We start from the raw sequence: 21,862 nt of genomic DNA, 5'->3' as shown, positions 1-21,862 counted from the left end.
GTTCCGCGAGAAGGTTGCCCTCCCATGCGCGTCAAGGACGTCAAGAAAGTCGTGCTCGCCTATTCCGGCGGGCTCGACACCAGCGTCATCCTGAAGTGGCTCCAGACCACCTATAACTGCGAGGTCGTGACCTTCACGGCCGATCTCGGCCAGGGCGAGGAGCTGGGCCCGGCGCGGGACAAGGCGCTGATGCTCGGCATCAAGCCCGAGAACATCTACATCGACGACCTGCGCGAGACCTTCGTGAAGGATTTCGTCTTCCCGATGTTCCGCGCGAACGCCCTCTATGAGGGGCAGTATCTGCTCGGCACCTCCATCGCCCGCCCGCTCATCTCCCAGCGGCAGATCGAGATCGCGGAGGCCGTCGGCGCCGATGCCGTCGCCCATGGCGCGACCGGCAAGGGCAATGACCAGGTGCGCTTCGAGATCAGCTATTATTCGCTGAAGCCCGACATCAAGATCATCGCCCCCTGGCGCGAATGGGAACTCACCAGCCGTACCGCGCTCATCGCCTTCGCCGAGCAGCACCAGATCCCCATCGCCAAGGACAAGCGCGGCGAATCCCCCTTCAGCGTGGACGCAAACCTCCTGCACAGCAGCTCCGAGGGGAAGATCCTGGAGGAGCCCTGGGACGCGCCGGAGGAGATGGTCTGGCAGCGCACGCTGAGCCCGATGGATGCGCCGGACGTGGCGACGGAAATCACCATCGAGTTCAAGAATGGCGACCCGGTCGCGATCAATGGCGAGGCGATGAGCCCCGCCACGCTGCTGACCAAGCTGAACGCGCTGGGCAAGGCGAATGGCATCGGCCGCCTCGACCTGGTGGAGAACCGCTTCGTCGGCATGAAGTCCCGCGGCTGCTACGAGACGCCGGGCGGCACCATCCTCTGGCAGGCGCATCGCGCGATCGAGAGCATCACGCTCGACCGCGAGGCCGCCCACCTGAAGGACAGCCTGATGCCGCGCTATGCCGAGTGCATCTACAACGGCTTCTGGTTCAGCCCGGAACGCCGCATGCTGCAGGCGCTGATCGACACCTCGCAGGCCTCGGTCGAGGGCACGGTGCGGATGAAGCTCTACAAGGGCAATGTCATCGTCACCGGCCGCCAGTCGCCCAACAGCCTCTATTCGATGAAGCACGTCACCTTCGAGGATGACCAGGGTGCCTATGACCAGTTCGACGCGCAGGGCTTCATCAAGCTGAACGCGCTGCGCCTGCGCCTCGGCGCCATGGCGGGCCGCAAGGGCGGCGGGCTGTAAGCCTTCCGCAACGCTGCTAGGCTGGGAGGCATGTACACGCCCCCCGCCTTCCGCGAGGACCGCCCGGAGGTCCTGCTGCGCCTGATGCGCTCGTCGCGCCTGCCGCTGCTGGTCAGCAATGGCGCTTCCGGCGTTCCCGACGTCACCCATCTGCCGCTGCTGACCGATGGCACGCGCATCGTCGGCCACCTGGCGCGCGCCAATCCACATTGGAAGGCGCTGCGCGAGGCGGGCCGCGCCATCGCCATCTTCCCGGGGCCGGAGGGCTATGTCTCGCCCTCCAGCTACCCCTCCAAGGCCGAGCATCACCGCGTGGTTCCGACCTGGAACTACGAGGCGGTGCACGCCCATGGCCCCATCGAGATCGTCGAGGATGCGGGCCGGCTGCATGAGATCGTCTCCACCCTGACGGATCATCACGAGGCGCCGCGCGCGGCGCGCTGGGCCGTTTCCGACGCGCCGGCGGATTTCATCGCGGGGCAGCTCAAGGGGATTGTCGGCGTGGTGCTGACGATCGAAGCTCTGATCGGCAAGCGGAAGCTCTCGCAGAACCGGCCGCCCGCGGATCGCGATGGCGCGCTGGAGGATGTGAGCCACGACAACGCCGCGCTGGCGGGTGCGATGCGCGCGGCACGGGAAGGGAACTAGCCGGATGGACATGGAACTCAGGGGCAAGCGCGTGGTCGTCACCGGCGCGTCCAAGGGCATCGGCTATGCCTGTGCGGAGGCCTTCGCGGCGGAGGGGTGTGACATCGTCCTCGCCGCGCGCCAGCCGGATGCGGCCGCCGCCGCGCTGCGGGCGAAGTACCAGGTGCGGGTGGAGGCGATCACCGCCGATCTCTCGCGCCCCGAGGATCGCGCGAGCCTGCATGCGGCGGTGCCGGAGGCGGACATCCTGGTGAACAATGCGGGCGCCATCCCCTCGGGCGGCATCCATGACATCTCGATGGAGCGGTGGGCCGAGGCCTGGCAGCTCAAGGTCTTCGGCTATTTCCACCTGACGCAGCTCTACATGGGCAGCATGTGCGCGCGGAAATCGGGTGTGATCGTGAACATCATCGGCATGGCGGGGCGGGCCTGGAAGCCGGCCTATATCGCGGGCACGGCGGGCAATGCGGCGCTGATCGCCTTCACCAGCGCGGTGGGCTTCGACGCGCAGAAGGATGGCGTGCGCGTCTTCGGCATCAACCCGGCGGTGACGCGGACCGAGCGCATGGAGACCCAGGCGCGCTGGCGGGCGGAGCAGGCGCTGGGCGACCCGAACCGCTGGCCCGAGATGGTGACGGGCCTGCCCTTCGACCGCCCGATCGAACCGCGCGAGATCGCGGAGATGGCGGTCTTCGGCGCCTCGCCGCGTGGCGGCTACCTGAACGGCACGGTGATCGACATTGACGGGGCGGGGCAGTTCAAGGGGTGAGAATCAGCGTTGAAGATGGGGGCGGCGCGGCAGGATTGACCTGCACGCGCTTCGCCCCTATTCCCGCGCCACTGACTGTCCCGTTCGTCTAGAGGCCTAGGACACCAGCCTTTCACGTTGGCAGCACGGGTTCGAATCCCGTACGGGACGCCAGTTTCAATTCCCCTAACCCCTCTCCCCCGCAGCGGCCGTCGTCGTGTGGCGCAGGTTTTCCGCCATTTTTGCGCGATGGCTGGCGGTTGCTGAGTCGCAACGACACCCGAAAATCGCTCTCTCAGGCGCGAAATTCTCCAAAGCTGGCGACTTGGGCGATTTACCAGCCAGGCTGAAATCCGCAGAAATCCTAGAGTTTTTGCGGCGAAAATGCGGCCGAGTTGGAGTGGAGCATGCCCATCCAAGAGGGGCGAACAGCAACCATCGCTGTTCAGGATCACCCGCCAATCAGCCTCGCGGCTGGACGAATGGCTCCCCTGGAATTTACGGGACGCGCCTGACAGACTGGGTGCGTGGGCAGGAGAGGCACCATGGCTGCGACCGCAAGCGTGAACGAGATTTGCACCATGCGAATCGAGCTATGCGATAGTGATCCGCTGATCTGGCGCCAGGTCGAGGTGCCGACCTCCATGACGCTGAAAGCCATGCATGAGGCCATCCAGGCGGCGATGGGCTGGTTCGACTACCACCTCTGGGAGTTCACAATCGGCGAGCGACGATACGGCCTACCGATGGACGAGGATTGGGGCACAGAACCGCGTGTCGAGGCGGGGAAGGTTCGTCTCCGTGATGTGCTGACGCCAGGCCAGACCGCCATGACCTACGTCTACGACTTTGGCGATGATTGGCAGCACCGGCTGGTCCTCACGAACATCCGCCAGGGAGATCCCGACATCGAGTATCCGCGTTTCGTGGCTGGCGAGGGCAGCGCGCCGCCGGAAGATTGCGGTGGTCTCTCCGGGTTTTACGAGAAGCTCGAAATCCTCGGTGATCCACTCCATCCTGACCATGTCGAGCTCAAAGAGTGGTTCGAGGACTACGATCCCAACAGCATCGATGAATTGGTGATCCAGATCAGCCTCAGCCGCATCGCCCGGCGCAGAAACGCGGCAAGGGCACGGATCAAGAAGAAGGCAACCTGAACGCTGGGCGAGGTCGCCGGGCGCCCGCATGCCCCCTGGCGGAAGGCGCTCGGGTCATGCGGCATGCAGCGGAACCCGCTTGGCCGAGATGCCAGCGCGCGCCTCATCCCAGCGCGCAGGGCACCCAGCCATCAGATTTGCCATGTCCAACGGAGCCGGCTCCCGCCCGTCCAGGATGGCCTCCACTAAATCCGGCGCCAGCAGCGTGAGGTTGAGCGCCCGCCCGATATAGGCGCGGTCCACCCCCTCGGCGGTGGCAAGCTCGCGAATCGAGCTATGCCGTCCCTCCTCAAGCATCCGCCGCCACCGAAACGCTCGCGCCAGGGCCTTCACCAGCGCTGGATCGCCGCGTGTGGTCGCTTTACCGTCCGCCTCGTAAGCCCCAACCGCCGCCCCGTCCGGCCCGATGATCTGCTTGCGCCCGCCGCGGCGGCGAATCGCCAGCGGCACCATCACCGTCACGCTGGTCATGCTGCCAACGCCTTCTGCTTCGCTGCCATGTCCCGCGCCAGTCCGGCGATCCCCTCCAGGTTCAGCTTGATCTCCGCCCCCGCCTCGCCGACCGTCACCCGCTCCACCAGCAGCCGAATGATCCGCTCCTGCTCGGCAGGGAATAGCTCGTCCCAAAGCGGATCCAGCCGCCCGATCGCCTCGCGGCATTCGTCTTCCGTCACGTCAGGCGCTTGCGCCCGCGCGGCGCGCCAGGTGCCCACCACCACCTCCGGCTGGCGCAGCAGCGCGCGCACCTGCTCCATCACCACCGCCTCGATTTCGCCAGCCGGCAGGCGTCGGTACGTCGCATCATTCGCCCCGCCCTGCAGCACCGACTGGCTGACATAATATCGGTAGAGCCGCCCCTTCTTTCGAGTGTGCGTCGGCGACAGCGCCCGCCCATCGGCGCCGAACAGCAGCCCGCGGAGCAACGACGCTGCCTTGCCGCGCGACCGACCTCCCCGGACGCGTGGGCTCTCCTGCAATACGGCGTGCACCCGATCCCACAGTTCCTGCGGGACGATGCCGGCATGCTCGCCAGGATAGGATGTCCCCTTGTGCACCGCCTCCCCGAGATAGACCCGGTTGACCAGCAGCTTGTAGAGCGCGCTCTTGTCGAATGGCTTGCCGGTCTTCGTGACCAGGCCCTCGGCGCGGAGGATTGGCAGCAGCTTCGTGCCGGAGCCGATTTCCGCGAAGCCTTCGAACACGCGGTTGACCGTGGCGGCACCCGCCTCATCCACCAGCAGCTTCCGGTTTTCGACGCGATACCCGAGCGGCACCGGGCCGCCCATCCACATGCCGCGCGCGCGGGACGCCGCGACCTTGTCCCTAACCCGCTCGCCGATTAATTCTCGCTCATACTGTGCAAAGCTGAGCAGGATGTTCAGCGTCAGCCGGCCCATGCTGGTGGTCGTGTTAAACGACTGGGTCACTGAAACAAACGTGACCTCATTCGCGTCGAAGGTCTGCACCAGCTTCGAGAAGTCCATCAAGGAGCGCGACAGCCTGTCGATCTTGTAGCAGACGATGACATCCACGAGGCCGGCCTCGATATCGGCCAGCAGCCGCTGCAGGGCCGGCCGCTCCAGCGTGCCGCCACTGACCCCGCCATCATCATAGCGATCGTGCACCAGCACCCAGCCTTCGGATCGTTGCGAGGCAATATACGCCTCACAGGATTCCCGCTGGGCGTCGAGCGAATTGAATTCCTTCTCCAGCCCCTCGTCGGTGGATTTGCGGGTGTAGACGGCGCAGCGGCGCTTGCGCAGCTTCGCCGGCATGGCGGCGGGATCGTCGCGGCGGGTCATGCGCTGGCCTTCCGCAGGCCAAAGAATAACCAGCCATTCCAGCGCGTGCCGGTGATGGCGCGAGCGATAGCAGAGAGCGACTGATAGGGCCTGCCCTGCCAATCGAAGCCGTCGCGCGTCACGGTCACGACGTACTCGACGCCCTGATATTCGCGGATCAGCCGCGTGCCAGTGATGGGGCGCTGATCCTTGCGGATGCGGCGCAACGTGATGTTCTTTCCGTCGATCTGCTCACCCAGGGCCTCGAGCCGCGCCAGCGTCTCGGGCTTCAAGCCGCCATAGGCCAATTCCTGGACGCGATATGAAAGCCGGCTTTCCAGGAAGCGTCGATTGTACGGGGGTGGTTCAGCCCCAAAAAGCTCCCGCCACATCTGCTTGAGGTCCGGCGTCGTGGCAGTCTTGATCGCCGCCAGCCGGCCCGGCACGTCCGGCTTGGGGATGGCGGGAATGCTGAGCGCCGGCGTGCTGCCGGGTTTGGATTTCGTGGCGCGTGTCATGCGGGTCTCCGGTTGGTCCGGATTGCATGGAGGCGCTGGGGGGCCGGAAAGGGTAGCAACCTGTCTCCCTGATCCGCCGCCTCGCGCGCAGCTTCCTCGGCAGCGCGGCTCCGCAGCCGCACCAGCCCCGCGGCCAGGATGCTGCACACCTCACGGAGGTGAGGAGGCAGGTGGGCATTGTTGGCATTTGGCAGGGGCATTGGGGTCCACGCGCATTGTCCTGCCTCTTATTTACCGATCAGGCCGCCAGATTTTCCCACGCCCCCTCGCGCGACAGCTACGCGATCTTGCGCTTGGCCTCTGGCGCGAACATCGCCCAAAAATCCTTCAACTCCCGGTGCAATGTGCTCTCATCCGGCACCTTGCGGCGCTGCGCGACGAACCATTGCTGCGCGTGCCGAATCAGCGCCGTCTTCGACTCCGGGACCCCGTCGAAATATACCAGCCGCGCCAGCTCGAGCAGGAGCGCCTTCCAGTCATGCGTTGCCTGGACGCCACGCGACCTGGCCTGCGGGCCTGCTGTCTCCGCAGCCGGAGAACCATACTGCGCCTGCAGGCGAAGCATCTCGGCATGGCGCACACCCACATCATTGCGCGTCACCTCATGACCCGGGTGTTCCGGGTTAGCCCCGCCAATGCGCATGTAGCCAGGCGCAGGCACATCGAGCCAAACGAGGACCCCGCTGCCATTGCGCAAGACAGCCCAGGCATCTTGTGGTCGCAGATCGATGAGCCCGGTAAGCATCCGGTAGTCATCGGGAATACGGTACTGGCTACCGCTGTCCACGTCCTCCCAAATGCCAATCTCAACCGGCAATCCTGCAACCGGCGTACAGAGACGGATTTGCTGCTCCGCGAGCAGCACCCCGATGTCGATTAGCGACATGTCGAGGCGCGCCGTGATCTCGTCGACGTCATAAAAAAGCTTGGTCTTCGAACCGCTAGCCACCTGGATCTCCTTCATCGTCCCAAAGCCCGTATGCGGCGATAGGCCACCACCACCTTGCCGATCTCGCGGCGCATATCGGGCGGCAGGCGATCCGCCTCGACAAACAGATCATCGAGCCGCTCTCCCAAGATCGCAGCAGCACGCTCGATCAATTCATCCCGTGGCGGCTTCTCGAAATCACGCTCAATGCGAGACCAGTAGGCCGGCGATATGCCCAGGCGCTCGGAGAAGTCATTGAGGCCAATTCCCAGCGCAATGCGGCGGCTTCGCACAACGGCACCAAAGCTCATGGCCGGCTCTCCTGCAGCAGCCCATAGCGCCGCAGGCGAACCTCAACGAACCGGTCCGACACGCCGAATTCGCAGGACAAAGCGGCCAGCAAGCCTCCGATCATCTCCGGTGGGTTTTCCGTCGAGAGGATCGGACTGCCCGGTCGTCCCTGGTGGGGGCCACGCGCAAAGCGCATGCCCTCATTGCGGGCGAGCGCCAGCATGCGGGTGTGCAGCGCCACCGGCGGGGTGAGCAGCGCGCCCATGAATTCGTTGGCACGCCCTTCGGCACCGCGGCTCTGCCGTTCCAGCGCCGCAGCACTGGCGGCCACAGCCCGATAAAGGCTGCCACCTGCATGCAAGGCGGACGGCACATCAAACAGCACATGCCCCAACTCATGTGCTGCGGTGCTGAGCTCCAGATCTGGCCGATTGGCTGTCAGCTTCGCGTTGACCGAGATATAGGCGCAACCGGGCTCGTCGGGCTCGGTGGCACAGATCCCCAGCACTGGCTTGCCTGCCTCGTCGTGCACGGCATGAGCCAGATCCCACACGACCCTCATACCACGACCGTTGACGACGACGCGCTGGCTGGCCTGCAGCAAGGCCGACGTGGTGAGCATCAGGCTGTCCGGTTCGCGCGCGATCTGCGCGCGCACCTGGGTGGCTACAGCGCGAATGGCCGCAGCTGTGATGTTGCGTGGCGCGCCTGTCTCGGGCTGACACGCGTAGTGGATCGCGAGAGGCATCAGACCTCATTCCTATCAGGTTAAGCGCTTCATCAATGATGATGTTCACTTTACGTTCCCATCACCGGCAGAGTCCAGCCCCGTCGTAGGCGTGAGGTGTGGAAATCGGATTTCCGCACCACCGCCGCGTCAAGCTCAAGAAATCATCACATATCCCATTGTTTTATATCGGCTTCTGAAATCCCAGTGACGCATTTCCACAGCATTCCACACCTTTCCGCCCTCGCCGCACCAATGGAGCGCGTGCTGCCTTCTGGTCACCGCAGACCAGTGGACAAAGGAGATTACGGTGTTCGTTCAATACCAAAACCAAGGCGCAGACAGCCGCTTATGGGATGATGTTCACACAAAGCTTGCCCTTGCGGCTGCCACCCACCGCGCCGTCCGCTGGGCGCGACGCGGGCGGCGACACCAGGCGGATTGCGACGACCTCCGACAGGACATTCTCCTGGCGATCCTCGAGCGCGCTGAGCACTTTGATCCCAAGCAGGCGGCCTGGTCGACGTTCGTCAGTCTGCTGGCCCGCCACGTCGTCGGCGACCGTCTGCGTGCCGATGCCAAGGCAAGGAAGACAGAGCCAGTACAGGTGGACCTGGCGGCCCTCTCCAGTGTCAGCCAGCTGACGTCGGTCACGCTGCCGGAGGCGGGCGATGACGAATTGAGCAGCGTCCTACGCATCGACCTTGATCAAGCGGCGGCGGTACTTCCAGCCCAGGCCCGCGAAACACTCGCGCTGTTGATCATGAGCCAGGGCGACATCGCCGCGGCACAGCGGGCCAGCACGCGCTCGTCATCTGCTTTCTATCGCGACCTGGCCGATCTGCGCTTGTGGCTGCGCGCGGCTGGGCTCGCTCGTGCCTCTCGGTGCCGTGGGAAAAATCGCTGCCTCGATCAGTAAATAAGAAGCAGCCATCCACGACGAGAGGACCACGTGCCATGCACGCCTTTGCGCTCCTTGCTGCGCCTCAAAACGACAATGACCACCGCGCTGATCCAGAGGTGGTAGCCGACGCCAATGCGCTGAGCGACTTCATCGCAGATGCCGTGCCTGGCGCGTCGATCGCCTATTACCTCGGCGCGCTCGCCCGTGATCGGTACCCGCATCTCTCGGACTTGCCGGAGCAGCGGCGGGCTGAACTGAATGTGCTGGCTGACTATGCGCTGAGCCTGGCTGAGGCAGGTTGGGTGCATCTGCTTCAGCGGCGTCTCGGCCATGAGCGCTTCGCTTATTTGGTCGTCATCCGGCCGCGCTCCCGCGTCACCCGCCATCACGAACTGCCACGGCTTCAGGTGGTCGAGCTGGCGGAGGCGGCGTGATGCAGCCCCTTCTGACCAACCGCCCCAGCTTGGACGCTGCGCGCCGGATGCCGGTGGCGGAGCTCCTGGCCCTGCCGGCCGAGCATCTCGCGCTCCTACAGGAGGATGCCCGCGCCGCGCTGGACGCGGCCAACCGCATGCGCGACTGGATCGAGGGCACTATCGCTCTGCGATACGAACAGCGCGCCGTCGGCGCCCGTGCCGCCGCTGGCAAAGACACCGGCACGATCCGCTTCCAGGACGGCGCCGTCGAGGTCATCGTCGATCTCCCTAAGCGCGTCGATTGGGATCAGCAGCGCCTGGCCGCGTTGGCCGAACAAATCCGCGCTGGCGGCGAGGATCCCGGCGAATATGTCGAGGTCAGCTTCAAGGTGTCGGAGCGAGCCTACACCGCCTGGCCCGAGCGCATCCGCGCTGCCTTCGAACCGGCACGCACGGTGCGCACCGGCAAATCCACCTATCGCCTGACCATCGTGCCAGAGACCACGCTGCACGATCGCACCCAATCCACCGACACCATTCTCGTGCAGGGAGGCCGCTGATGGCGTCTCTGCCGCTGACCGAGGTGCGGTTCGATGCGGACTGCCAGTCGCGCGTCTGCCTCGATGAGGAGACTGTCGCGGAATACGCCTTCCGCATGAAAGAAGGCGCGGAATTTCCGCCCCTGGTGGTCTTCTTCGACGGCGCCGACCACTGGCTGGCCGATGGCTTCCATCGCTATGCCGCCTGCAAAGGCCTGGCCCGCGAGGGTGGCAATGAGGGGACCGCGGTCGTCTCAGCCGATATTCGCCAGGGTACCCGCCTGGAGGCGGTGCGCCATGCGCTGTCGGCCAATGCCCTTCATGGCAAAAGGCGCGAGCCAGGGGATTATCGCAAGGGTTATAGCATCGCAGTGCGCTGCAGGCTCTGTGAAGCACACGATGCTGAGGCCGTCCGTCGTCTCCTCGCCTGTTCCGAGCGGTGGGCGCGAGAACTGACCTCCGAGGCGCGTGACGCAGTCGAGCGTGAGCGTGATGGTCGCATCGTGGAGGCCCGCCGCACCGGAGAGCGCGTTCGCAGCATCGCAGCCCGCGAGAACCTGACACCCGGTGCGATCAGCAAGATCGAGGCACGTGTTTCCGAACGGCAGCCTGCCGAATGGAAACACTCTGATCACCCGATAGGCAGCAATGCCTCCACAGCGCTGCCGGCCGCCATTGCCGCACTGGACCGTCCGTCGCTGACCGCCTGGTCGGACGCGATCTACGCCCTCGAAAAACTCATCGATGCGCTCGACGCCGCAAAGCCATTCGGGGTCCCGCGCAAGGCGATGCCCCGCGTGCAGGCGCTGGTCGGGCGCGCGTCAAACCTCATCAACAACCTCGAACTGGAGCCCGAATATGACGTTGCGTAATCTCCTCCGCGAGATCGTCTCGGAACTCGATGCCGATGGCGCTGGCTTTCGTACCAACGACGCCGCCAACCTGCTCTACGCCAAGGCCAGCGAAGGCCGCGGGGACATCCCGGGCCTCGTAGAACGGCTGGCCCGGCGTGGCGCCCGAGAGGAAGTGGCCAACTTCCGCCCCGAGCGCGAGGCGGCCACCCGCACCACCAACGACATCATCGCCGGCCAGCGCGATCTCGCAGAGTTGGAGCAGGGTTTCGATCACTGGGTCACCGATATTGCGGCACTGGACGAGGGCTGCGACGCGCTCCGCAAGCGCGTGCTGCGCATGACCCATCCTGAGTTCGTCCAGATGATCGAGCTGCGCGAACAGAAGGCAACCCAAATGCGGGAATACGCCCGTCGCGCCCGCAAGATCCTCACCGACTTCCCGGAGTGGGCAGACAACCCGCGCATGATGCTCGCCGACGTTCTGGGGGTCTCAGAATGACACTCCGCATCATCAACGTCGACGAGCGACGGCCCGAGGCGCTCGGCGTCAAGGTCGTGATCCTGGGCAGGAACGGCATCGGCAAAACTGGCGCGCTGATTGCCTGTTCCTTGCCGATCCACCTGCTTCTCAGCGGTGGGAACCAGGACCAGGGAGTTTCCGAATGACGCTGCGCATCATCACCGCCGATGAGCGGCAGGCGGAGGCGCGCGGCATCAAGGCCGTTATCTTCGGCAAGAGCGGCATCGGCAAAACCTATCTCCTCCTGACGCTCGATGACGGCACGACGCTGTTCATTGACCTGGAGGCAGGCGATCTCGCCGTGCAGCACTGGCGCGGCGCATCCATTCGGCCGCGCACCTGGGAGGAATGCCGCGACATCGCGCTGTTCCTCGCCGGTCCCAACCCCGCGCTGCGTGACGATCAGCCCTATTCCGCCAAGCAATATGCGCGCGTCGTCGAGGCCTATGGCGACCCTGCCCGTATGGACGGCTTTGTCACCATCTTCGTGGACAGCATCACGGTCGCTGCGCGGCTCTGCTTCAATTGGTGTCGCGGGCAGCCAGAGGCGCATTCCGAGAAGACCGGCAAGCCCGATCTCCGCGGCGCCTATGGGCTGCATGGCCGCGAGATGATCGCCTGGCTCACGCATCTCCAGCATGCCCGCGGCCGCAACGTGATCTTCGTGGGGATCCTCGACGAGAAGCTCGACGACTTTAACCGCAAGGTCTTCGTGCCGCAGATCGATGGCAGCAAGACTGGCCTCGAACTGCCCGGCATCGTCGATCAGGTCATGACGCTGGCCGAGATCAAGATGGACGCCCCTATCGGCAAGGCGCCACCCGCTCCCTTTCGGGGGCTGGTCTGCCAGACGATCAATCCCTGGGGCTATCCGGCCAAGGACCGCTCCGGCCGGCTCAACATGCTGGAGCCGCCGCATCTCGGGCAGCTCTTCCAGAAGATCCGCACTCCGGTGCCGCAGGGCGTGGCGCACGACCCGCCGCCGTTGGCGCTGGCCGCCCCCACCGACATCCCCACCACCTGACCGGAGAAGAAGCACCATGGCTTCCTGGAACGATTACAACGACGCCCAGTCGAACCCGAACCTGATCCCCAAAGGGACGCTGGTGAAGGTCCGCCTCACCATCCGCCCCGGCGGCTTCGACGATCCGAGCCAAGGCTGGACGGGTGGCTATGCCACGCGCAGCAGCGCCGGCGCGGTCTACCTCAACGGCGAATTCACCGTGCTGGAGGGCCCCTACGCCAAGCGGAAGATCTTCACGCTGATCGGCCTCTACAGCCCCAAGGGGCCGGAATGGGCCGGGATGGGCCGCAGCTTCCTGCGCGGCATGCTGAACTCCGCGCGCGGCATCTCCGACAAGGATGTCTCGCCCCAGGCCCAGGCGGCGCGCCGCATCAGCGGCTTCGCGGATCTCGAAGGGTTGGAGTTCCTGGCCAAGATCGACCACGGCACCGACGTCGGCGGCGAGGCCAAGAGCGAAATCCGCATGGCGGTGACCCCGGATCATCGGGATTACGCCCAGGCGATGGGGCGGCAGGCGGCCCCAGCCGGTTATGCGCCGCCACAGCCCGCTTATGCGCCGGCACAAACGGCCTACGCGCCACCCGCCATGCCGGCCATGCAGCAGGGCGCCTTCCCCATCCCGACACTGCAGCCCGCCGCGGATGCGGACCCGCGTCCCGCCTGGGCGCGCTGAGGGAGGGTTGCACCAGCATGATGCTCCGCCCCCGCCAGAAGCTTTTCGTCGAGCGCAGCCTCCGTGCGCTCGGCGAGCATGGCAACACCCTCGGCGTCGCCCCGACCGGATGCCATGCCGCGGGCACGCCGATCCTAATGTTTGACGGCACCATCCAGGCGGTCGAGGAAATCTGCGTAGGCGATCGGCTCATGGGCCCCGACAGCACGCCCCGGACCGTGTTGGAATTGCATGCAGGCGAGGACGAGATGGTCGAAGTACGGCCCATCAAAGGTACCCCGTTCGTCGTCAACGCCGGCCACATCCTCACGCTCGTCAAGGTCAGTGAAGGCTCCTGCGGGTCGCATGCGACGGCGGTCCCTGGCGGCACGATCCTCGACATCAGTGTGGAGGAATATCGTCAGCGCAGCGCCTACTTCCGTCATCTCCATAAGCTGTTCCGGGTTGGTGTCGACTTCCCCGCCCGCGAACAACCGACGTTGGATCCATACTTTCTCGGACTTCTGCTTGGGGACGGCAGCCTCAAACACGGAAGCCTGGCGATCACGACGCCCGATGCCGAGATCGTCGAGACCTGCTTCGCGATGGCTGACCACCTCGGGCTGAAAGTCCGCACCGATTGCCGGGGCAACAACGAGTCGAATTCCTACCATTTCTCGGGTCCGCCGGGTGGCACCAATACGCTCCGTCAGATGCTGCGGGACCTTGGTGTGCTGGGTGTCGGATCGTCTGAGAAGTTCATGCCCGACGCTTACCGTCTTGGATCGCGCACTGTGCGCCAGGCGATACTGGCCGGCCTGCTTGATACGGACGGCCATTTCACGCATCGCTGCTTTGAGATCGTCTCGGCCTCGCGCCAGATGGCCGACGACATCGCCTTCGTGGCCAGAAGCCTTGGGCTGCGTGCTTTGATAGCGCAGCGACATGTGAATGGCACAGCATACTGGCGGCTGTGCATCTCGGGCGACTGCACCTGCCTCCCGCTTCGGGTAGTACGCAAAATTCCCCAGCCGAGGCGACAGAAAAAGGATGTGCTGCGGACCGGCTTCACTCTGCATGATGTTGGCAAGGGGACGTTTTACGGCTTCACCGTCGACGCCGATCATCGCTACCTGCTGGGCGACTTCACCGTCACGCACAACAGCGGCAAGACGATCATGTTGTCTGCGGCAGTGGGTGAGCATATTGGTGGCGGCTCTGGAAAGGCCGCCGTCCTCGCGCATAGGGATGAGCTGACGGCGCAAAACCTGGCGAAGTTCCGCCGCGTGAATCCCTGCATCAGCACCTCGGTGGTGGATGCAGGCCAGAAATCCTGGGCCGGCCAGGTCACCTTCGCCATGGTGCCGACGCTGACGCGCCCGGCCAACCTGGACGCCATGCCGGCACTGGACCTGCTGGTGATCGACGAGGCGCATCACGCCGTCGCCGACAGCTATCAGCGCATTATCGGTCAGGCCCTGCAGCGCAATCCGATGTGCCGCATCTACGGTGTCACCGCCACGCCGAACCGCGGCGACAAGATCGGGCTGCGCCAAGTCTTCTCGAACGTCGCCGACCAGATCCGCCTTGGCGAACTTATTGCTTCCGGCCACCTGGTGCCGCCCCGCACCTTCATCATCGATGTCGGCGTGCAGGATGAGCTCCGGACCGTCCGCCGCAGCGGCGACGATTTCGACATGGGCGAGGTCGCCCGCGTCATGGACACCGTGCCGGTCACCGACGCCGTGGTGAAGCACTGGCAGGAGAAGGCCGGCGGCCGCCAGACCGTGGCTTTCTGCTCCACCATCGCCCACGCCGAGCATGTTGCAGCTGCCTTCAATGCCGCCGGTGTGCCCGCCGTCATGGTGACCGGCGACATGCCGGACGGGGAGCGGCGCTCGGTCCTGGCGGCCTATGCCCGGGGCGAGGCGCGCATCGTCGTGAATGTCGCGGTGCTGACCGAGGGATGGGACCATCCCCCCACCTCCTGCGTCATCCTGCTGCGGCCCAGTTCGTTCAAATGCACCATGATCCAGATGGTCGGCCGCGGGCTGCGCACCGTGGATCCGGTCGAGCACCCCGGCATCGTCAAGCGCGACTGCATAATACTCGACTTCGGCACATCCTCGCAGATCCATGGCTACCTGGAGCAGGATGTCGATCTCGACAGCCAGCCCGGCGAAGGTGAGCCGCCCACCAAGACCTGCCCCTCCTGCGATGCCGAGGTGCCGATCGCGGTGATGGAGTGCCCGATCTGCGGCCACGCATTCGAGCCGTGCGAACGCGAGACGGCGCCGCTCACCGACTTCATCATGACGGAGATCGATCTGCTCCGCCGCTCCGCCTTCCAATGGTGCGACCTGTTCGGTGATGACGCAGCGCTACTGGCCAATGGCTTCAACGGCTGGGCCGGCATCTTCTTTCTCAATGGGGCCTGGCATGCAGTGGGTGGTGCGAAGGAGGAACGGCCGCGCCTGCTGTCCATCGGTGAGCGGCTGGTGGCATTGGCCGCAGCGGATGACTGGTTGAACAGCTACGAGACGGACGAGAGCGCCCACAAGAGCAAGCGTTGGCTGCGCGAGCCGCCGACTGAACGGCAGCTCATCCACCTACCGCTCGAGGCGCGCGCTGATCTTGGCATGACCCGCTACCAGGCCTCGGCGCTGCTGACCTTCAAGTTCAACAAGCAGGTGATCCGCAGGCTGGTCCGTAATGCGCAACCCATGGCGCTGGAGCAGGCGGCGTGACCGGCCATGCGCAATCCCGTCCCGCCCTGCGCCATCTGCCGCCGCTCCACGCGCGGCTTTGGGTGGTTCGATCCGACACGGCGGCGGCCGCCACGCCCCACCGCTTCCTTCTGCAGCATGCCCTGCCAGGCGCTGTGGACCACCCTTGCCGCCAGGAGCTCCCCCGCCATGGTTGATCTGACTGAACAGGAACAGGCCGCCATCCGCGCCACCATGCGACCGCTCGGCGAATGCCTGGGCGAGATCGGTTGGCAGACGCGGCTGATCGATCTGACCGAGCCACAGGTGCTGACGCTGATCGAGGTGGCCGTGGGCGGCTTTCAGGACGCGATGCAGGCGACGGCCCAGCAGGCACACGCCCCGCACCGCCCGCTCAGCGCTGCGGATGCGCCCTACTGATGCTGGATCTCAATAGCCGCAGCCAGACGTCAGAGCACGTCAACGCCGCCATCGATGCCGCGCTGGTCGCTGGCAACGCGGCCTCACCGCCGCGCAGCTATCTGGGTGGCTCGCGCCTGGGCCACGCCTGCGAGCGGGCGCTGCAATTCGAATTCGTGAAGGCGCCAAAGGATGAGGGTGCCGATTTCGACGGCCGGCTGCTGCGCATCTTTGGGATTGGGCACGCGCTGGAGGATGTCGCGGTCGCGTGGCTCCGGGGCGCCGGCTTCGAGCTGTTCACCCGCCGTGGCGGTGGCGACCATGGCGAGCAATTCGGCTTCTCCGTCGCCGGCGGTCGCATCCGCGGCCATGTCGATGGCGTCCTGGCCGGCGGCCCCGCCATCCCCGGCATGGCGTTTCCCGCGCTGTGGGAATGCAAAACCATGAATGCGAAGTCATGGCGGGAGACATCAAACAAGGGCGTGGCGGTCAGCAAGCCCATCTACGCGGCGCAGATCGCGGTCTACCAAGCGTACATGGACGCCAGCGTCCCAGGCGTGGCGGACAATCCGGCGCTGTTTACCGCCATCAACAAGAACACCGCCGAGCTCCATCACGAGCTGGTGCCGTTTAATGCGGAGCTGGCGCAGCGCATGTCGGACCGCGGTGTCCGCATCCTGGCCGCCACCGACGCTGGCGATCTGCTGCCACGTATCGCCGCCAAGCCAGACCATTTCGAATGCCGCTTCTGCCCCTGGGACAAGCGCTGCTGGAGGCTGCCGGCATGAACGCATGGGGAGATTTCAACGACGCGGCGCCGCTGGTGGATGACGGCGTGACCGATATTCCCACCGGTGGGAATGTCGAGATGGATCGACTTCCCGGCGCTGGGCAGTCGATGCAGGCCGGCGCCGAACCGGCCGCTGTGGACCTGGCCGCGATCACCACCTTCCTGGATGTGGTCTTCGGGTATTGCGAGGGGCTGATCCCCATCCGCGGCTTCGTGGACCAAGGCCAGGGGCTCGACACGAAGCCGCACAACATCTGGATCCCCGCCGACAGCAACGCGCCTGAGTTGCTGGCGACCTACGCCACCTGGGCCGCGCGTGAAGGCAGCGCCGTCTATGTCATCCCCGGCACGGTCGCGGAGCACGGCCAGGCACGCGCCGAGCATGTGCTGCAGATGCAGACACTGGTGGTCGATCTCGACGCCGGCGATATCGAGGCCAAGCTGGGACATCTCCTCCAGCACCTCGGTTCGCCAACGTTGCTGGTGGAAAGCGGCGGTCGCACGGCCGAGGGCGCCGCCAAGCTGCATGTGTGGTGGCGCCTGACGGAGCCGGCCGAAGGCACCGACGGCCTGCGCCTCTGCGCTCTGCGCGGCGAGATCGCCGATAAGGTGGGCGGCGACACGCATTTCCGATCTGCGCACCAGCCCATCCGCGTCCCAGGGACGGTCTATCGCAAGCACGGCGTCGAGCGGATCGTTTCCATCCGCAGCCACGATCCCCGCCGCGAGCTGGACCTCGCCGAATTCACGGAGGCCGTCGCCGGCATGCCTTTCCTGCCGGGCCAGGAGCGCAGCCAGGCGGCCCCACAGGGCGACCGGCCAGGCCTCGACGCCATCCTCACCACCCCGGTTCGCGAGGGCGCCCAGGACGCCTGGACGCGCTTCCAGGGGGCCAGCGCCGCCATCGGCCACTTCGTGCGCCAGGTGCATGAAGGCCGCATCACCGGCGACGAGGGCTGGGAGGCCATCTGCCAGTACAACGCTGCCTGCCTGCGCCCCACCTGGCCACTCGAGCGGCTCAAGGCCGAGGCCGATGCGCTCTGGGCCCTGCACGTCGGACGCAACGGGCCGGCGCTGCTGCGCGCCGGTGACGCGCCGCCCACCGCGGTCCCGGCGCACACCCTCGGCGCGCTGCTCGACGACACATCACCCATGCCCGATGACCTGATCAGGCCGCGCCTGCTGACCCCGGGCGGGATGCTGGTGCTCGGCGGCGCGCCGAAGGTCGGTAAATCCGATTTCCTGATCAACCTTCTGGTCCACGCCGCCGCCGGCGCCCCCTTCCTGCGCTTCACGGTGCCGCGCCCGCTCCGGGTGTTCTATCTCCAGGCGGAAATCCAGTACCACTACCTGCGCGAGCGTCTGCAGCAGCTGAGCCTGGATCCCGGCGTAGTCGCACGCGCCCGTGACACCCTCGTCGTCACCCCCAAGCTCCGCATGCTGCTCGATGACCAAGGCGTGTCCCTCGTCGCCGCCGCCATCCGCGCGGCATTCCCCGACGCGCTGCCGGACATCATTTGCATCGATCCCATCCGCAACCTGTTCGATGGCGGGCCCGCGGGCGAAGGTGAGAACGACAACGGCGCGATGATGTTCTTCCTGCAGAGCCGCGTCGAGGCTCTGCGCGACCTGGTTGCCCCCGAGGCGGGCATCATCCTGGCCCACCACACCAAGAAGCTCAGCAAGCTGCAGGTGAAGGACGATCCCTTCCTGTCACTGTCTGGCGCCAGCGCACTGCGCGGCTACTACACCTCGGGCGCCATCCTGTTTCGTCCCGACGAGGAGCAGACCCAACGCGAGCTGCACGTCGAGTTGCGCAACGGCCCCGGCCTCGAGCCCATGTTGGTCGACAAGCGCGGCGGCGCCTGGGTGGAACTCGATCGCCAGGGCGAGCGCCTGGTCAGGAAGGACATCGGCCGCAAGCTGGATGCCGAGCGTCTGCGCAAGCACGATGTGATCCTCGGTATCCTTCTCGATGAGGCCGCGGCTGGCCGCCTCTACGCCCTGATGCTGTTTGCGGAGACCTTCGAGAACAAGGTCGGGCTGGGCAGCAAACACACGATCCGCGAGCGGTTGAGCGTGCTCGCCACGAAGGGCTTTGTGAAGTTCCGCCGTGACGGCACGGAATTTGGGCACGAAGTTGTCCGGTCGCGCTTCGGGTATCTCTGCGTCGAGGGCATGACCTTCGGCCCCGATGTCGAAACCGTGGATCCAGACACCGGCGAGGTGACCACCAGCGTCCGCCGCGTCCTGCCCAGCCACTTCAAATGCCCCCAGTCCGGCACCTGCATGGAAGTCGAAAATCCGGAGGTTTGGGTCTACCCGGAGGGCGTTTTGGAAGGCCTCACTCCTGAGGAGTTAGGCCTAACTCCTCACTCCTCCCGGAAAACAAAGTCATGAAAACAATGGCTTGTGAGGACAGAGGAGTTAGGTCCCTCACTCCTCCAATTTCACACCTAACTCCTCTTTTCGTGTTGTTTTTCAATGCACTAAACATGATGGAGGAGTTAGGTGTTGTACCCGCCCCCCTACGGGGGGTGTGCGTGCGCGTCCCAAAGACGCGCGCACACCACACCCGGGGGCGCCTGGTTCGGGTCCGCGGACCACCACCCACCAGGGTCAATCCACCCAAAGCCGGGCAGCGACGACGAGCTCCGCCAAGAACCGCGTCGTCGCCACCCTCACCAGGATCATCCCCTCTCGGAGACCACCATGGATTTCCCGACTCTCACCACGACCGCCTCGGATGCAAGCACCACCTTGCCCGATCCCAGCCTGTACCGGCCGCGCAAGCCCGGCATCCTCGCCCTCGATCTGGGCACCACCACCGGCTGGGCCCTGCGCTTCGGCGACGGCGGCACAACCTCCGGCACCATGACCTTCAAGCCCGGTCGCTTCGAAGGTGGCGGCATGCGCTACCTCCGCTTCACCGACTGGCTCGTCGAAATCGCCATGCATGCGCACGGCCTCCGGCGCGTGGTGTTCGAGGAGGTGCGCCGGCACGCCGGAACCGACGCAAGCCACGTTTACGGCGGCTTTCTCGCCACGCTGACCTCGTGGTGCGAGGAGCACGAGGTGCCCTACGAGGGCGTTCCGGTCGGCACGATCAAGCGCTACGCCACTGGCAAGGGCAGCGCCAACAAGGCAGCGATGATCGAGGCCATGCGGGCACGCGGCTATCTACCGGCCGATGACAACGAGGCGGACGCCATCGCCTTGCTCCTCTGGGCCACCGATCCGAACGGAGGCCGCGCATGACCATGCACGGCGCACCCCAACCGCCCCGGTCCTGCCTCGACCGCGGCACACGCAGCCCGATCAACGACACCGAGGTGAACGCCATGCGCGCCGCCGCCTGGCATCGCCACGGCGTGGCCGCGATCCCGGTCGAGGACATCATCGATCCCTGGTTACGCCAGGCCATCACCAACGAAGCAAACCGGCGCTGGGGGCGTCGTAACGGAGAGAACCACCATGGCCGGTAAGCGCAAGGCGAAACGGGTGGTCGAGGATCTGTCCAAGCCCTCGAAGTGGAGGCTCCAGCATGGCGGCTTCTCCGAGCCAGTCCGTGCGGCCGACCCGGAAACGGGGACGCCCGTGGCGCACCGTCGCGCCGTGGATGCCTTGGGCATGATGCTGGCCAACGGCACCATCACGCCGCAGATGCACGAGGCGGGGTGCATCTTTCGGACGCTGTTCCGCTCCGCGGCGCTGGACAGCATCGCCACCACCCAGTTCGTGCGTGTTGGCGGCGCAACGGCGGACATCATGTCGACCCGGCAAGTGGATGCGCGACGGCGTGTGGCCCGTGCCATGGATGCGCTGGGTGGGCACGGCAGCCCAGCCGGCTCCGCCATATGGTTCGTGGTTGGGCTCGAGATGTCGATCCGCGAATGGTCAGCACGCCAGGGCTGGTGCGGCAGGGCCGTGCCGCAGCCCATCGCGAGCGGCATGCTGGTCGCCGGCCTGGGCATCCTCGCGATGCATTTCGGGCTGACGGCAGGGTCACAGGCGGCGTGAAACAGCGCGTTGCTACTCCGAGGCCAGGATGTAGGCCACGGCCTCGGAGATCATCGTGAGGGGCAACGCAGGGTGGTGCGCCAGCAGGACGTCGCGCACCGCCCTGTTTTCGCTCTCACCCACCCTCGTGTGCGGCCCAGCTGGGCGTCGTGCCACCCGCGCCGCCATCAAGGCGGCCTGGCTCAGCCAAGGGATCGGAGGGTGGGGAGGGTCGCCGTGGGGCATGCCCAACGGTATCCCCCCTATGAGAACAAGACAAGAACATGCTATCCAGCCGGGAAACCGAAAGGAGATAAGCCATGGCCAAACGACCCCCAGCACGCATGCGCCCTGTTGACGCCGCAACTGTCCGGCTGATGGAGCTCGCCGCCAAAGGCGTGCCTGCGAGACGGGTTGCCCGCGAGGTGGAGATCATCGTCGCCGAATGGCTGCGCGTGCCTGACGCAGACCCGCAGGATGCAAAGACCTGGCTCGATGAGATGCGCGAGCAGATCGTGGTTGGCGTGGCCGATGCCGAGGAGCAGGTCTCCTACGTCGACCCCGATGACGCCGTGGCGGCAAAGCAGGCTGGCCTGACCTTGGCTGCGCTGCAGGCGTCGCGCGAGGCGGTTGATCGGGCGTCCGCCTCGCTCTGAGCCGACTGGCTGCGCTGTTACAATTCACCCCATGGCGCAGCGCAAATCGAGTTGGCTATGATGCAGCCACGTCGAGAAGGTGCGTCGGTTTCCCGGTCCTGACCTCACCGGACCCGATCACCAGACTTCATCGCCGCTGTTACAATACGCCCCGTAGCGGCGTGCAAATCGAGTAGGCTATAACAGCGGCACGTCGAGAAGGTGGGTCAAGCGGACGGCTTCCGAGCCAGTCACCCACCGATCGAAGTAAAGGTGAAGTACTAATCCAGGGTCCTTCCCGCCGATACTGTATGCGGGGAGCAGCAGCGCGCAACATTCCTAGCGC

The 21,862-nt window shown here is 65.7% G+C and carries 26 protein-coding genes and 1 tRNA gene; 21 read left to right on the top strand and 6 right to left on the bottom strand.

Annotated features, from left to right (window positions below):
* Positions 1–24 precede the first annotated feature (24 nt).
* The 5 genes from ACQ860_RS14715 to ACQ860_RS14695 all read left to right on the top strand — a co-directional run bounded on the left by ACQ860_RS14715 (position 25) and on the right by ACQ860_RS14695 (position 3,813).
* Complete coding sequence (locus tag ACQ860_RS14715) at positions 25–1,260, top strand: argininosuccinate synthase (RefSeq protein ID WP_431304088.1); 1,236 nt, start codon at positions 25–27, stop codon at positions 1,258–1,260.
* A 30-nt stretch (positions 1,261–1,290) separates the two neighbouring features.
* Entirely contained in the window at positions 1,291–1,908 is a 618-nt protein-coding gene (locus tag ACQ860_RS14710; protein WP_431304087.1) for an FMN-binding negative transcriptional regulator, read from the top strand.
* A gap of 4 nt (positions 1,909–1,912) precedes the next feature.
* Positions 1,913–2,677, top strand: coding sequence for a short-chain dehydrogenase/reductase (locus tag ACQ860_RS14705; RefSeq protein WP_431304086.1), 765 nt, complete (start codon positions 1,913–1,915; stop codon positions 2,675–2,677).
* 77 nt (positions 2,678–2,754) lie between these two features.
* Positions 2,755–2,830 (top strand) — tRNA-Glu (locus ACQ860_RS14700).
* 371 nt (positions 2,831–3,201) lie between these two features.
* The gene (locus tag ACQ860_RS14695) at positions 3,202–3,813 is read left to right on the top strand and encodes a plasmid pRiA4b ORF-3 family protein (protein WP_431304085.1); all 612 of its coding nucleotides are present in this window, start codon (positions 3,202–3,204) and stop codon (positions 3,811–3,813) included.
* 54 nt (positions 3,814–3,867) lie between these two features.
* Here ACQ860_RS14695 and ACQ860_RS14690 read toward each other — a convergent pair whose 3' ends face one another.
* From ACQ860_RS14690 to ACQ860_RS14665, 6 genes are all read right to left on the bottom strand, one after another.
* Positions 3,868–4,284: a hypothetical protein gene (locus ACQ860_RS14690; protein ID WP_431304084.1), complete on the bottom strand. Its 417-nt coding sequence runs from the start codon at positions 4,282–4,284 to the stop codon at positions 3,868–3,870.
* Positions 4,281–5,615 carry a recombinase family protein gene (locus ACQ860_RS14685; protein WP_431304083.1) on the bottom strand — a complete coding sequence of 445 codons (1,335 nt, stop codon included), beginning with the start codon at positions 5,613–5,615 and terminating at the stop codon, positions 4,281–4,283. Before ACQ860_RS14685 ends, ACQ860_RS14690 begins: the two co-directional genes overlap by 4 nt.
* A complete protein-coding gene (locus tag ACQ860_RS14680; protein WP_431304082.1) occupies positions 5,612–6,112 on the bottom strand; it encodes a DUF2924 domain-containing protein in 501 nt (166 codons plus the stop codon). Before ACQ860_RS14680 ends, ACQ860_RS14685 begins: the two co-directional genes overlap by 4 nt.
* A gap of 277 nt (positions 6,113–6,389) precedes the next feature.
* Entirely contained in the window at positions 6,390–7,076 is a 687-nt protein-coding gene (locus tag ACQ860_RS14675; RefSeq protein WP_431304081.1) for a hypothetical protein, read from the bottom strand.
* A complete protein-coding gene (locus ACQ860_RS14670; RefSeq protein WP_431304080.1) occupies positions 7,073–7,351 on the bottom strand; it encodes a helix-turn-helix domain-containing protein in 279 nt (92 codons plus the stop codon). Before ACQ860_RS14670 ends, ACQ860_RS14675 begins: the two co-directional genes overlap by 4 nt.
* Positions 7,348–8,079 carry a hypothetical protein gene (locus tag ACQ860_RS14665; protein WP_431304079.1) on the bottom strand — a complete coding sequence of 244 codons (732 nt, stop codon included), beginning with the start codon at positions 8,077–8,079 and terminating at the stop codon, positions 7,348–7,350. The genes ACQ860_RS14670 and ACQ860_RS14665 overlap by 4 nt, the downstream gene beginning before the upstream one ends.
* Positions 8,080–8,368: 289 nt before the next feature.
* On the opposite strand from ACQ860_RS14665, the gene ACQ860_RS14660 reads away from it, so the two are divergent.
* The 16 genes from ACQ860_RS14660 to ACQ860_RS14585 all read left to right on the top strand — a co-directional run bounded on the left by ACQ860_RS14660 (position 8,369) and on the right by ACQ860_RS14585 (position 21,537).
* Entirely contained in the window at positions 8,369–8,977 is a 609-nt protein-coding gene (locus ACQ860_RS14660) for a sigma factor (RefSeq protein ID WP_431304078.1), read from the top strand.
* A gap of 38 nt (positions 8,978–9,015) precedes the next feature.
* Complete coding sequence (locus ACQ860_RS14655; RefSeq protein WP_431304077.1) at positions 9,016–9,396, top strand: hypothetical protein; 381 nt, start codon at positions 9,016–9,018, stop codon at positions 9,394–9,396.
* Entirely contained in the window at positions 9,396–9,938 is a 543-nt protein-coding gene (locus tag ACQ860_RS14650) for a hypothetical protein (RefSeq protein WP_431304076.1), read from the top strand. Before ACQ860_RS14655 ends, ACQ860_RS14650 begins: the two co-directional genes overlap by 1 nt.
* Complete coding sequence (locus ACQ860_RS14645; RefSeq protein WP_431304075.1) at positions 9,938–10,789, top strand: hypothetical protein; 852 nt, start codon at positions 9,938–9,940, stop codon at positions 10,787–10,789. Before ACQ860_RS14650 ends, ACQ860_RS14645 begins: the two co-directional genes overlap by 1 nt.
* Positions 10,776–11,270, top strand: a complete 495-nt coding sequence (locus tag ACQ860_RS14640) for a hypothetical protein (protein ID WP_431304074.1) — start codon at positions 10,776–10,778, stop codon at positions 11,268–11,270. The genes ACQ860_RS14645 and ACQ860_RS14640 overlap by 14 nt, the downstream gene beginning before the upstream one ends.
* Positions 11,267–11,437, top strand: coding sequence for a hypothetical protein (locus ACQ860_RS14635; protein WP_431304073.1), 171 nt, complete (start codon positions 11,267–11,269; stop codon positions 11,435–11,437). Before ACQ860_RS14640 ends, ACQ860_RS14635 begins: the two co-directional genes overlap by 4 nt.
* Positions 11,434–12,315: an ATP-binding protein gene (locus tag ACQ860_RS14630; protein ID WP_431304072.1), complete on the top strand. Its 882-nt coding sequence runs from the start codon at positions 11,434–11,436 to the stop codon at positions 12,313–12,315. The genes ACQ860_RS14635 and ACQ860_RS14630 overlap by 4 nt, the downstream gene beginning before the upstream one ends.
* Before the next feature lie 16 nt (positions 12,316–12,331).
* The gene (locus ACQ860_RS14625; protein WP_431304071.1) at positions 12,332–12,988 is read left to right on the top strand and encodes a hypothetical protein; all 657 of its coding nucleotides are present in this window, start codon (positions 12,332–12,334) and stop codon (positions 12,986–12,988) included.
* Positions 12,989–13,005: 17 nt separating this feature from the next.
* On the top strand, positions 13,006–15,714 hold the full coding sequence (locus ACQ860_RS14620; RefSeq protein ID WP_431304070.1) for a Hint domain-containing homing endonuclease: 2,709 nt from the start codon (positions 13,006–13,008) through the stop codon (positions 15,712–15,714).
* 168 nt (positions 15,715–15,882) lie between these two features.
* Complete coding sequence (locus ACQ860_RS14615; protein ID WP_431304069.1) at positions 15,883–16,113, top strand: DUF6511 domain-containing protein; 231 nt, start codon at positions 15,883–15,885, stop codon at positions 16,111–16,113.
* Complete coding sequence (locus tag ACQ860_RS14610; RefSeq protein WP_431304068.1) at positions 16,113–16,880, top strand: hypothetical protein; 768 nt, start codon at positions 16,113–16,115, stop codon at positions 16,878–16,880. The genes ACQ860_RS14615 and ACQ860_RS14610 overlap by 1 nt, the downstream gene beginning before the upstream one ends.
* Positions 16,832–19,282, top strand: a complete 2,451-nt coding sequence (locus tag ACQ860_RS14605; protein ID WP_431304067.1) for an AAA family ATPase — start codon at positions 16,832–16,834, stop codon at positions 19,280–19,282. The genes ACQ860_RS14610 and ACQ860_RS14605 overlap by 49 nt, the downstream gene beginning before the upstream one ends.
* Positions 19,283–19,594: 312 nt before the next feature.
* On the top strand, positions 19,595–20,140 hold the full coding sequence (locus ACQ860_RS14600; RefSeq protein WP_431304066.1) for a crossover junction endodeoxyribonuclease RuvC: 546 nt from the start codon (positions 19,595–19,597) through the stop codon (positions 20,138–20,140).
* The gene (locus ACQ860_RS14595) at positions 20,137–20,367 is read left to right on the top strand and encodes a hypothetical protein (RefSeq protein WP_431304065.1); all 231 of its coding nucleotides are present in this window, start codon (positions 20,137–20,139) and stop codon (positions 20,365–20,367) included. Before ACQ860_RS14600 ends, ACQ860_RS14595 begins: the two co-directional genes overlap by 4 nt.
* On the top strand, positions 20,357–20,902 hold the full coding sequence (locus tag ACQ860_RS14590) for a hypothetical protein (protein WP_431304064.1): 546 nt from the start codon (positions 20,357–20,359) through the stop codon (positions 20,900–20,902). Before ACQ860_RS14595 ends, ACQ860_RS14590 begins: the two co-directional genes overlap by 11 nt.
* 299 nt (positions 20,903–21,201) lie before the next feature.
* Complete coding sequence (locus tag ACQ860_RS14585; protein ID WP_431304063.1) at positions 21,202–21,537, top strand: hypothetical protein; 336 nt, start codon at positions 21,202–21,204, stop codon at positions 21,535–21,537.
* The last annotated feature ends 325 nt before the right edge of the window (positions 21,538–21,862 follow it).

It is taken from the genome of Sediminicoccus sp. BL-A-41-H5, assembly GCF_050632405.1.
Classification (GTDB): Bacteria; Pseudomonadota; Alphaproteobacteria; order Acetobacterales; family Acetobacteraceae; genus Roseococcus.
Note: the sequence above shows the minus strand (reverse complement) of the source record. Positions and strands in the feature narration are given on the sequence as shown.

Coding starts and splice junctions, on each gene's coding strand:
- ACQ860_RS14705 (WP_431304086.1), top strand. CDS start 1,913: ATGGACATGGAACTCAGGGGCAAGCGCGTGGTCGTCACCGGCGCGTCC.
- ACQ860_RS14625 (WP_431304071.1), top strand. CDS start 12,332: ATGGCTTCCTGGAACGATTACAACGACGCCCAGTCGAACCCGAACCTG.
- ACQ860_RS14605 (WP_431304067.1), top strand. CDS start 16,832: ATGCCGCTTCTGCCCCTGGGACAAGCGCTGCTGGAGGCTGCCGGCATG.
- ACQ860_RS14630 (WP_431304072.1), top strand. CDS start 11,434: ATGACGCTGCGCATCATCACCGCCGATGAGCGGCAGGCGGAGGCGCGC.
- ACQ860_RS14690 (WP_431304084.1), bottom strand. CDS start 4,284: ATGACCAGCGTGACGGTGATGGTGCCGCTGGCGATTCGCCGCCGCGGC.
- ACQ860_RS14585 (WP_431304063.1), top strand. CDS start 21,202: ATGGCCAAACGACCCCCAGCACGCATGCGCCCTGTTGACGCCGCAACT.
- ACQ860_RS14670 (WP_431304080.1), bottom strand. CDS start 7,351: ATGAGCTTTGGTGCCGTTGTGCGAAGCCGCCGCATTGCGCTGGGAATT.
- ACQ860_RS14655 (WP_431304077.1), top strand. CDS start 9,016: ATGCACGCCTTTGCGCTCCTTGCTGCGCCTCAAAACGACAATGACCAC.
- ACQ860_RS14645 (WP_431304075.1), top strand. CDS start 9,938: ATGGCGTCTCTGCCGCTGACCGAGGTGCGGTTCGATGCGGACTGCCAG.
- ACQ860_RS14650 (WP_431304076.1), top strand. CDS start 9,396: ATGCAGCCCCTTCTGACCAACCGCCCCAGCTTGGACGCTGCGCGCCGG.
- ACQ860_RS14635 (WP_431304073.1), top strand. CDS start 11,267: ATGACACTCCGCATCATCAACGTCGACGAGCGACGGCCCGAGGCGCTC.
- ACQ860_RS14710 (WP_431304087.1), top strand. CDS start 1,291: ATGTACACGCCCCCCGCCTTCCGCGAGGACCGCCCGGAGGTCCTGCTG.
- ACQ860_RS14600 (WP_431304066.1), top strand. CDS start 19,595: ATGGATTTCCCGACTCTCACCACGACCGCCTCGGATGCAAGCACCACC.
- ACQ860_RS14675 (WP_431304081.1), bottom strand. CDS start 7,076: ATGAAGGAGATCCAGGTGGCTAGCGGTTCGAAGACCAAGCTTTTTTAT.
- ACQ860_RS14665 (WP_431304079.1), bottom strand. CDS start 8,079: ATGCCTCTCGCGATCCACTACGCGTGTCAGCCCGAGACAGGCGCGCCA.
- ACQ860_RS14595 (WP_431304065.1), top strand. CDS start 20,137: ATGACCATGCACGGCGCACCCCAACCGCCCCGGTCCTGCCTCGACCGC.
- ACQ860_RS14685 (WP_431304083.1), bottom strand. CDS start 5,615: ATGACCCGCCGCGACGATCCCGCCGCCATGCCGGCGAAGCTGCGCAAG.
- ACQ860_RS14615 (WP_431304069.1), top strand. CDS start 15,883: ATGGTTGATCTGACTGAACAGGAACAGGCCGCCATCCGCGCCACCATG.
- ACQ860_RS14610 (WP_431304068.1), top strand. CDS start 16,113: ATGCTGGATCTCAATAGCCGCAGCCAGACGTCAGAGCACGTCAACGCC.
- ACQ860_RS14640 (WP_431304074.1), top strand. CDS start 10,776: ATGACGTTGCGTAATCTCCTCCGCGAGATCGTCTCGGAACTCGATGCC.
- ACQ860_RS14695 (WP_431304085.1), top strand. CDS start 3,202: ATGGCTGCGACCGCAAGCGTGAACGAGATTTGCACCATGCGAATCGAG.
- ACQ860_RS14590 (WP_431304064.1), top strand. CDS start 20,357: ATGGCCGGTAAGCGCAAGGCGAAACGGGTGGTCGAGGATCTGTCCAAG.
- ACQ860_RS14680 (WP_431304082.1), bottom strand. CDS start 6,112: ATGACACGCGCCACGAAATCCAAACCCGGCAGCACGCCGGCGCTCAGC.
- ACQ860_RS14715 (WP_431304088.1), top strand. CDS start 25: ATGCGCGTCAAGGACGTCAAGAAAGTCGTGCTCGCCTATTCCGGCGGG.
- ACQ860_RS14620 (WP_431304070.1), top strand. CDS start 13,006: ATGATGCTCCGCCCCCGCCAGAAGCTTTTCGTCGAGCGCAGCCTCCGT.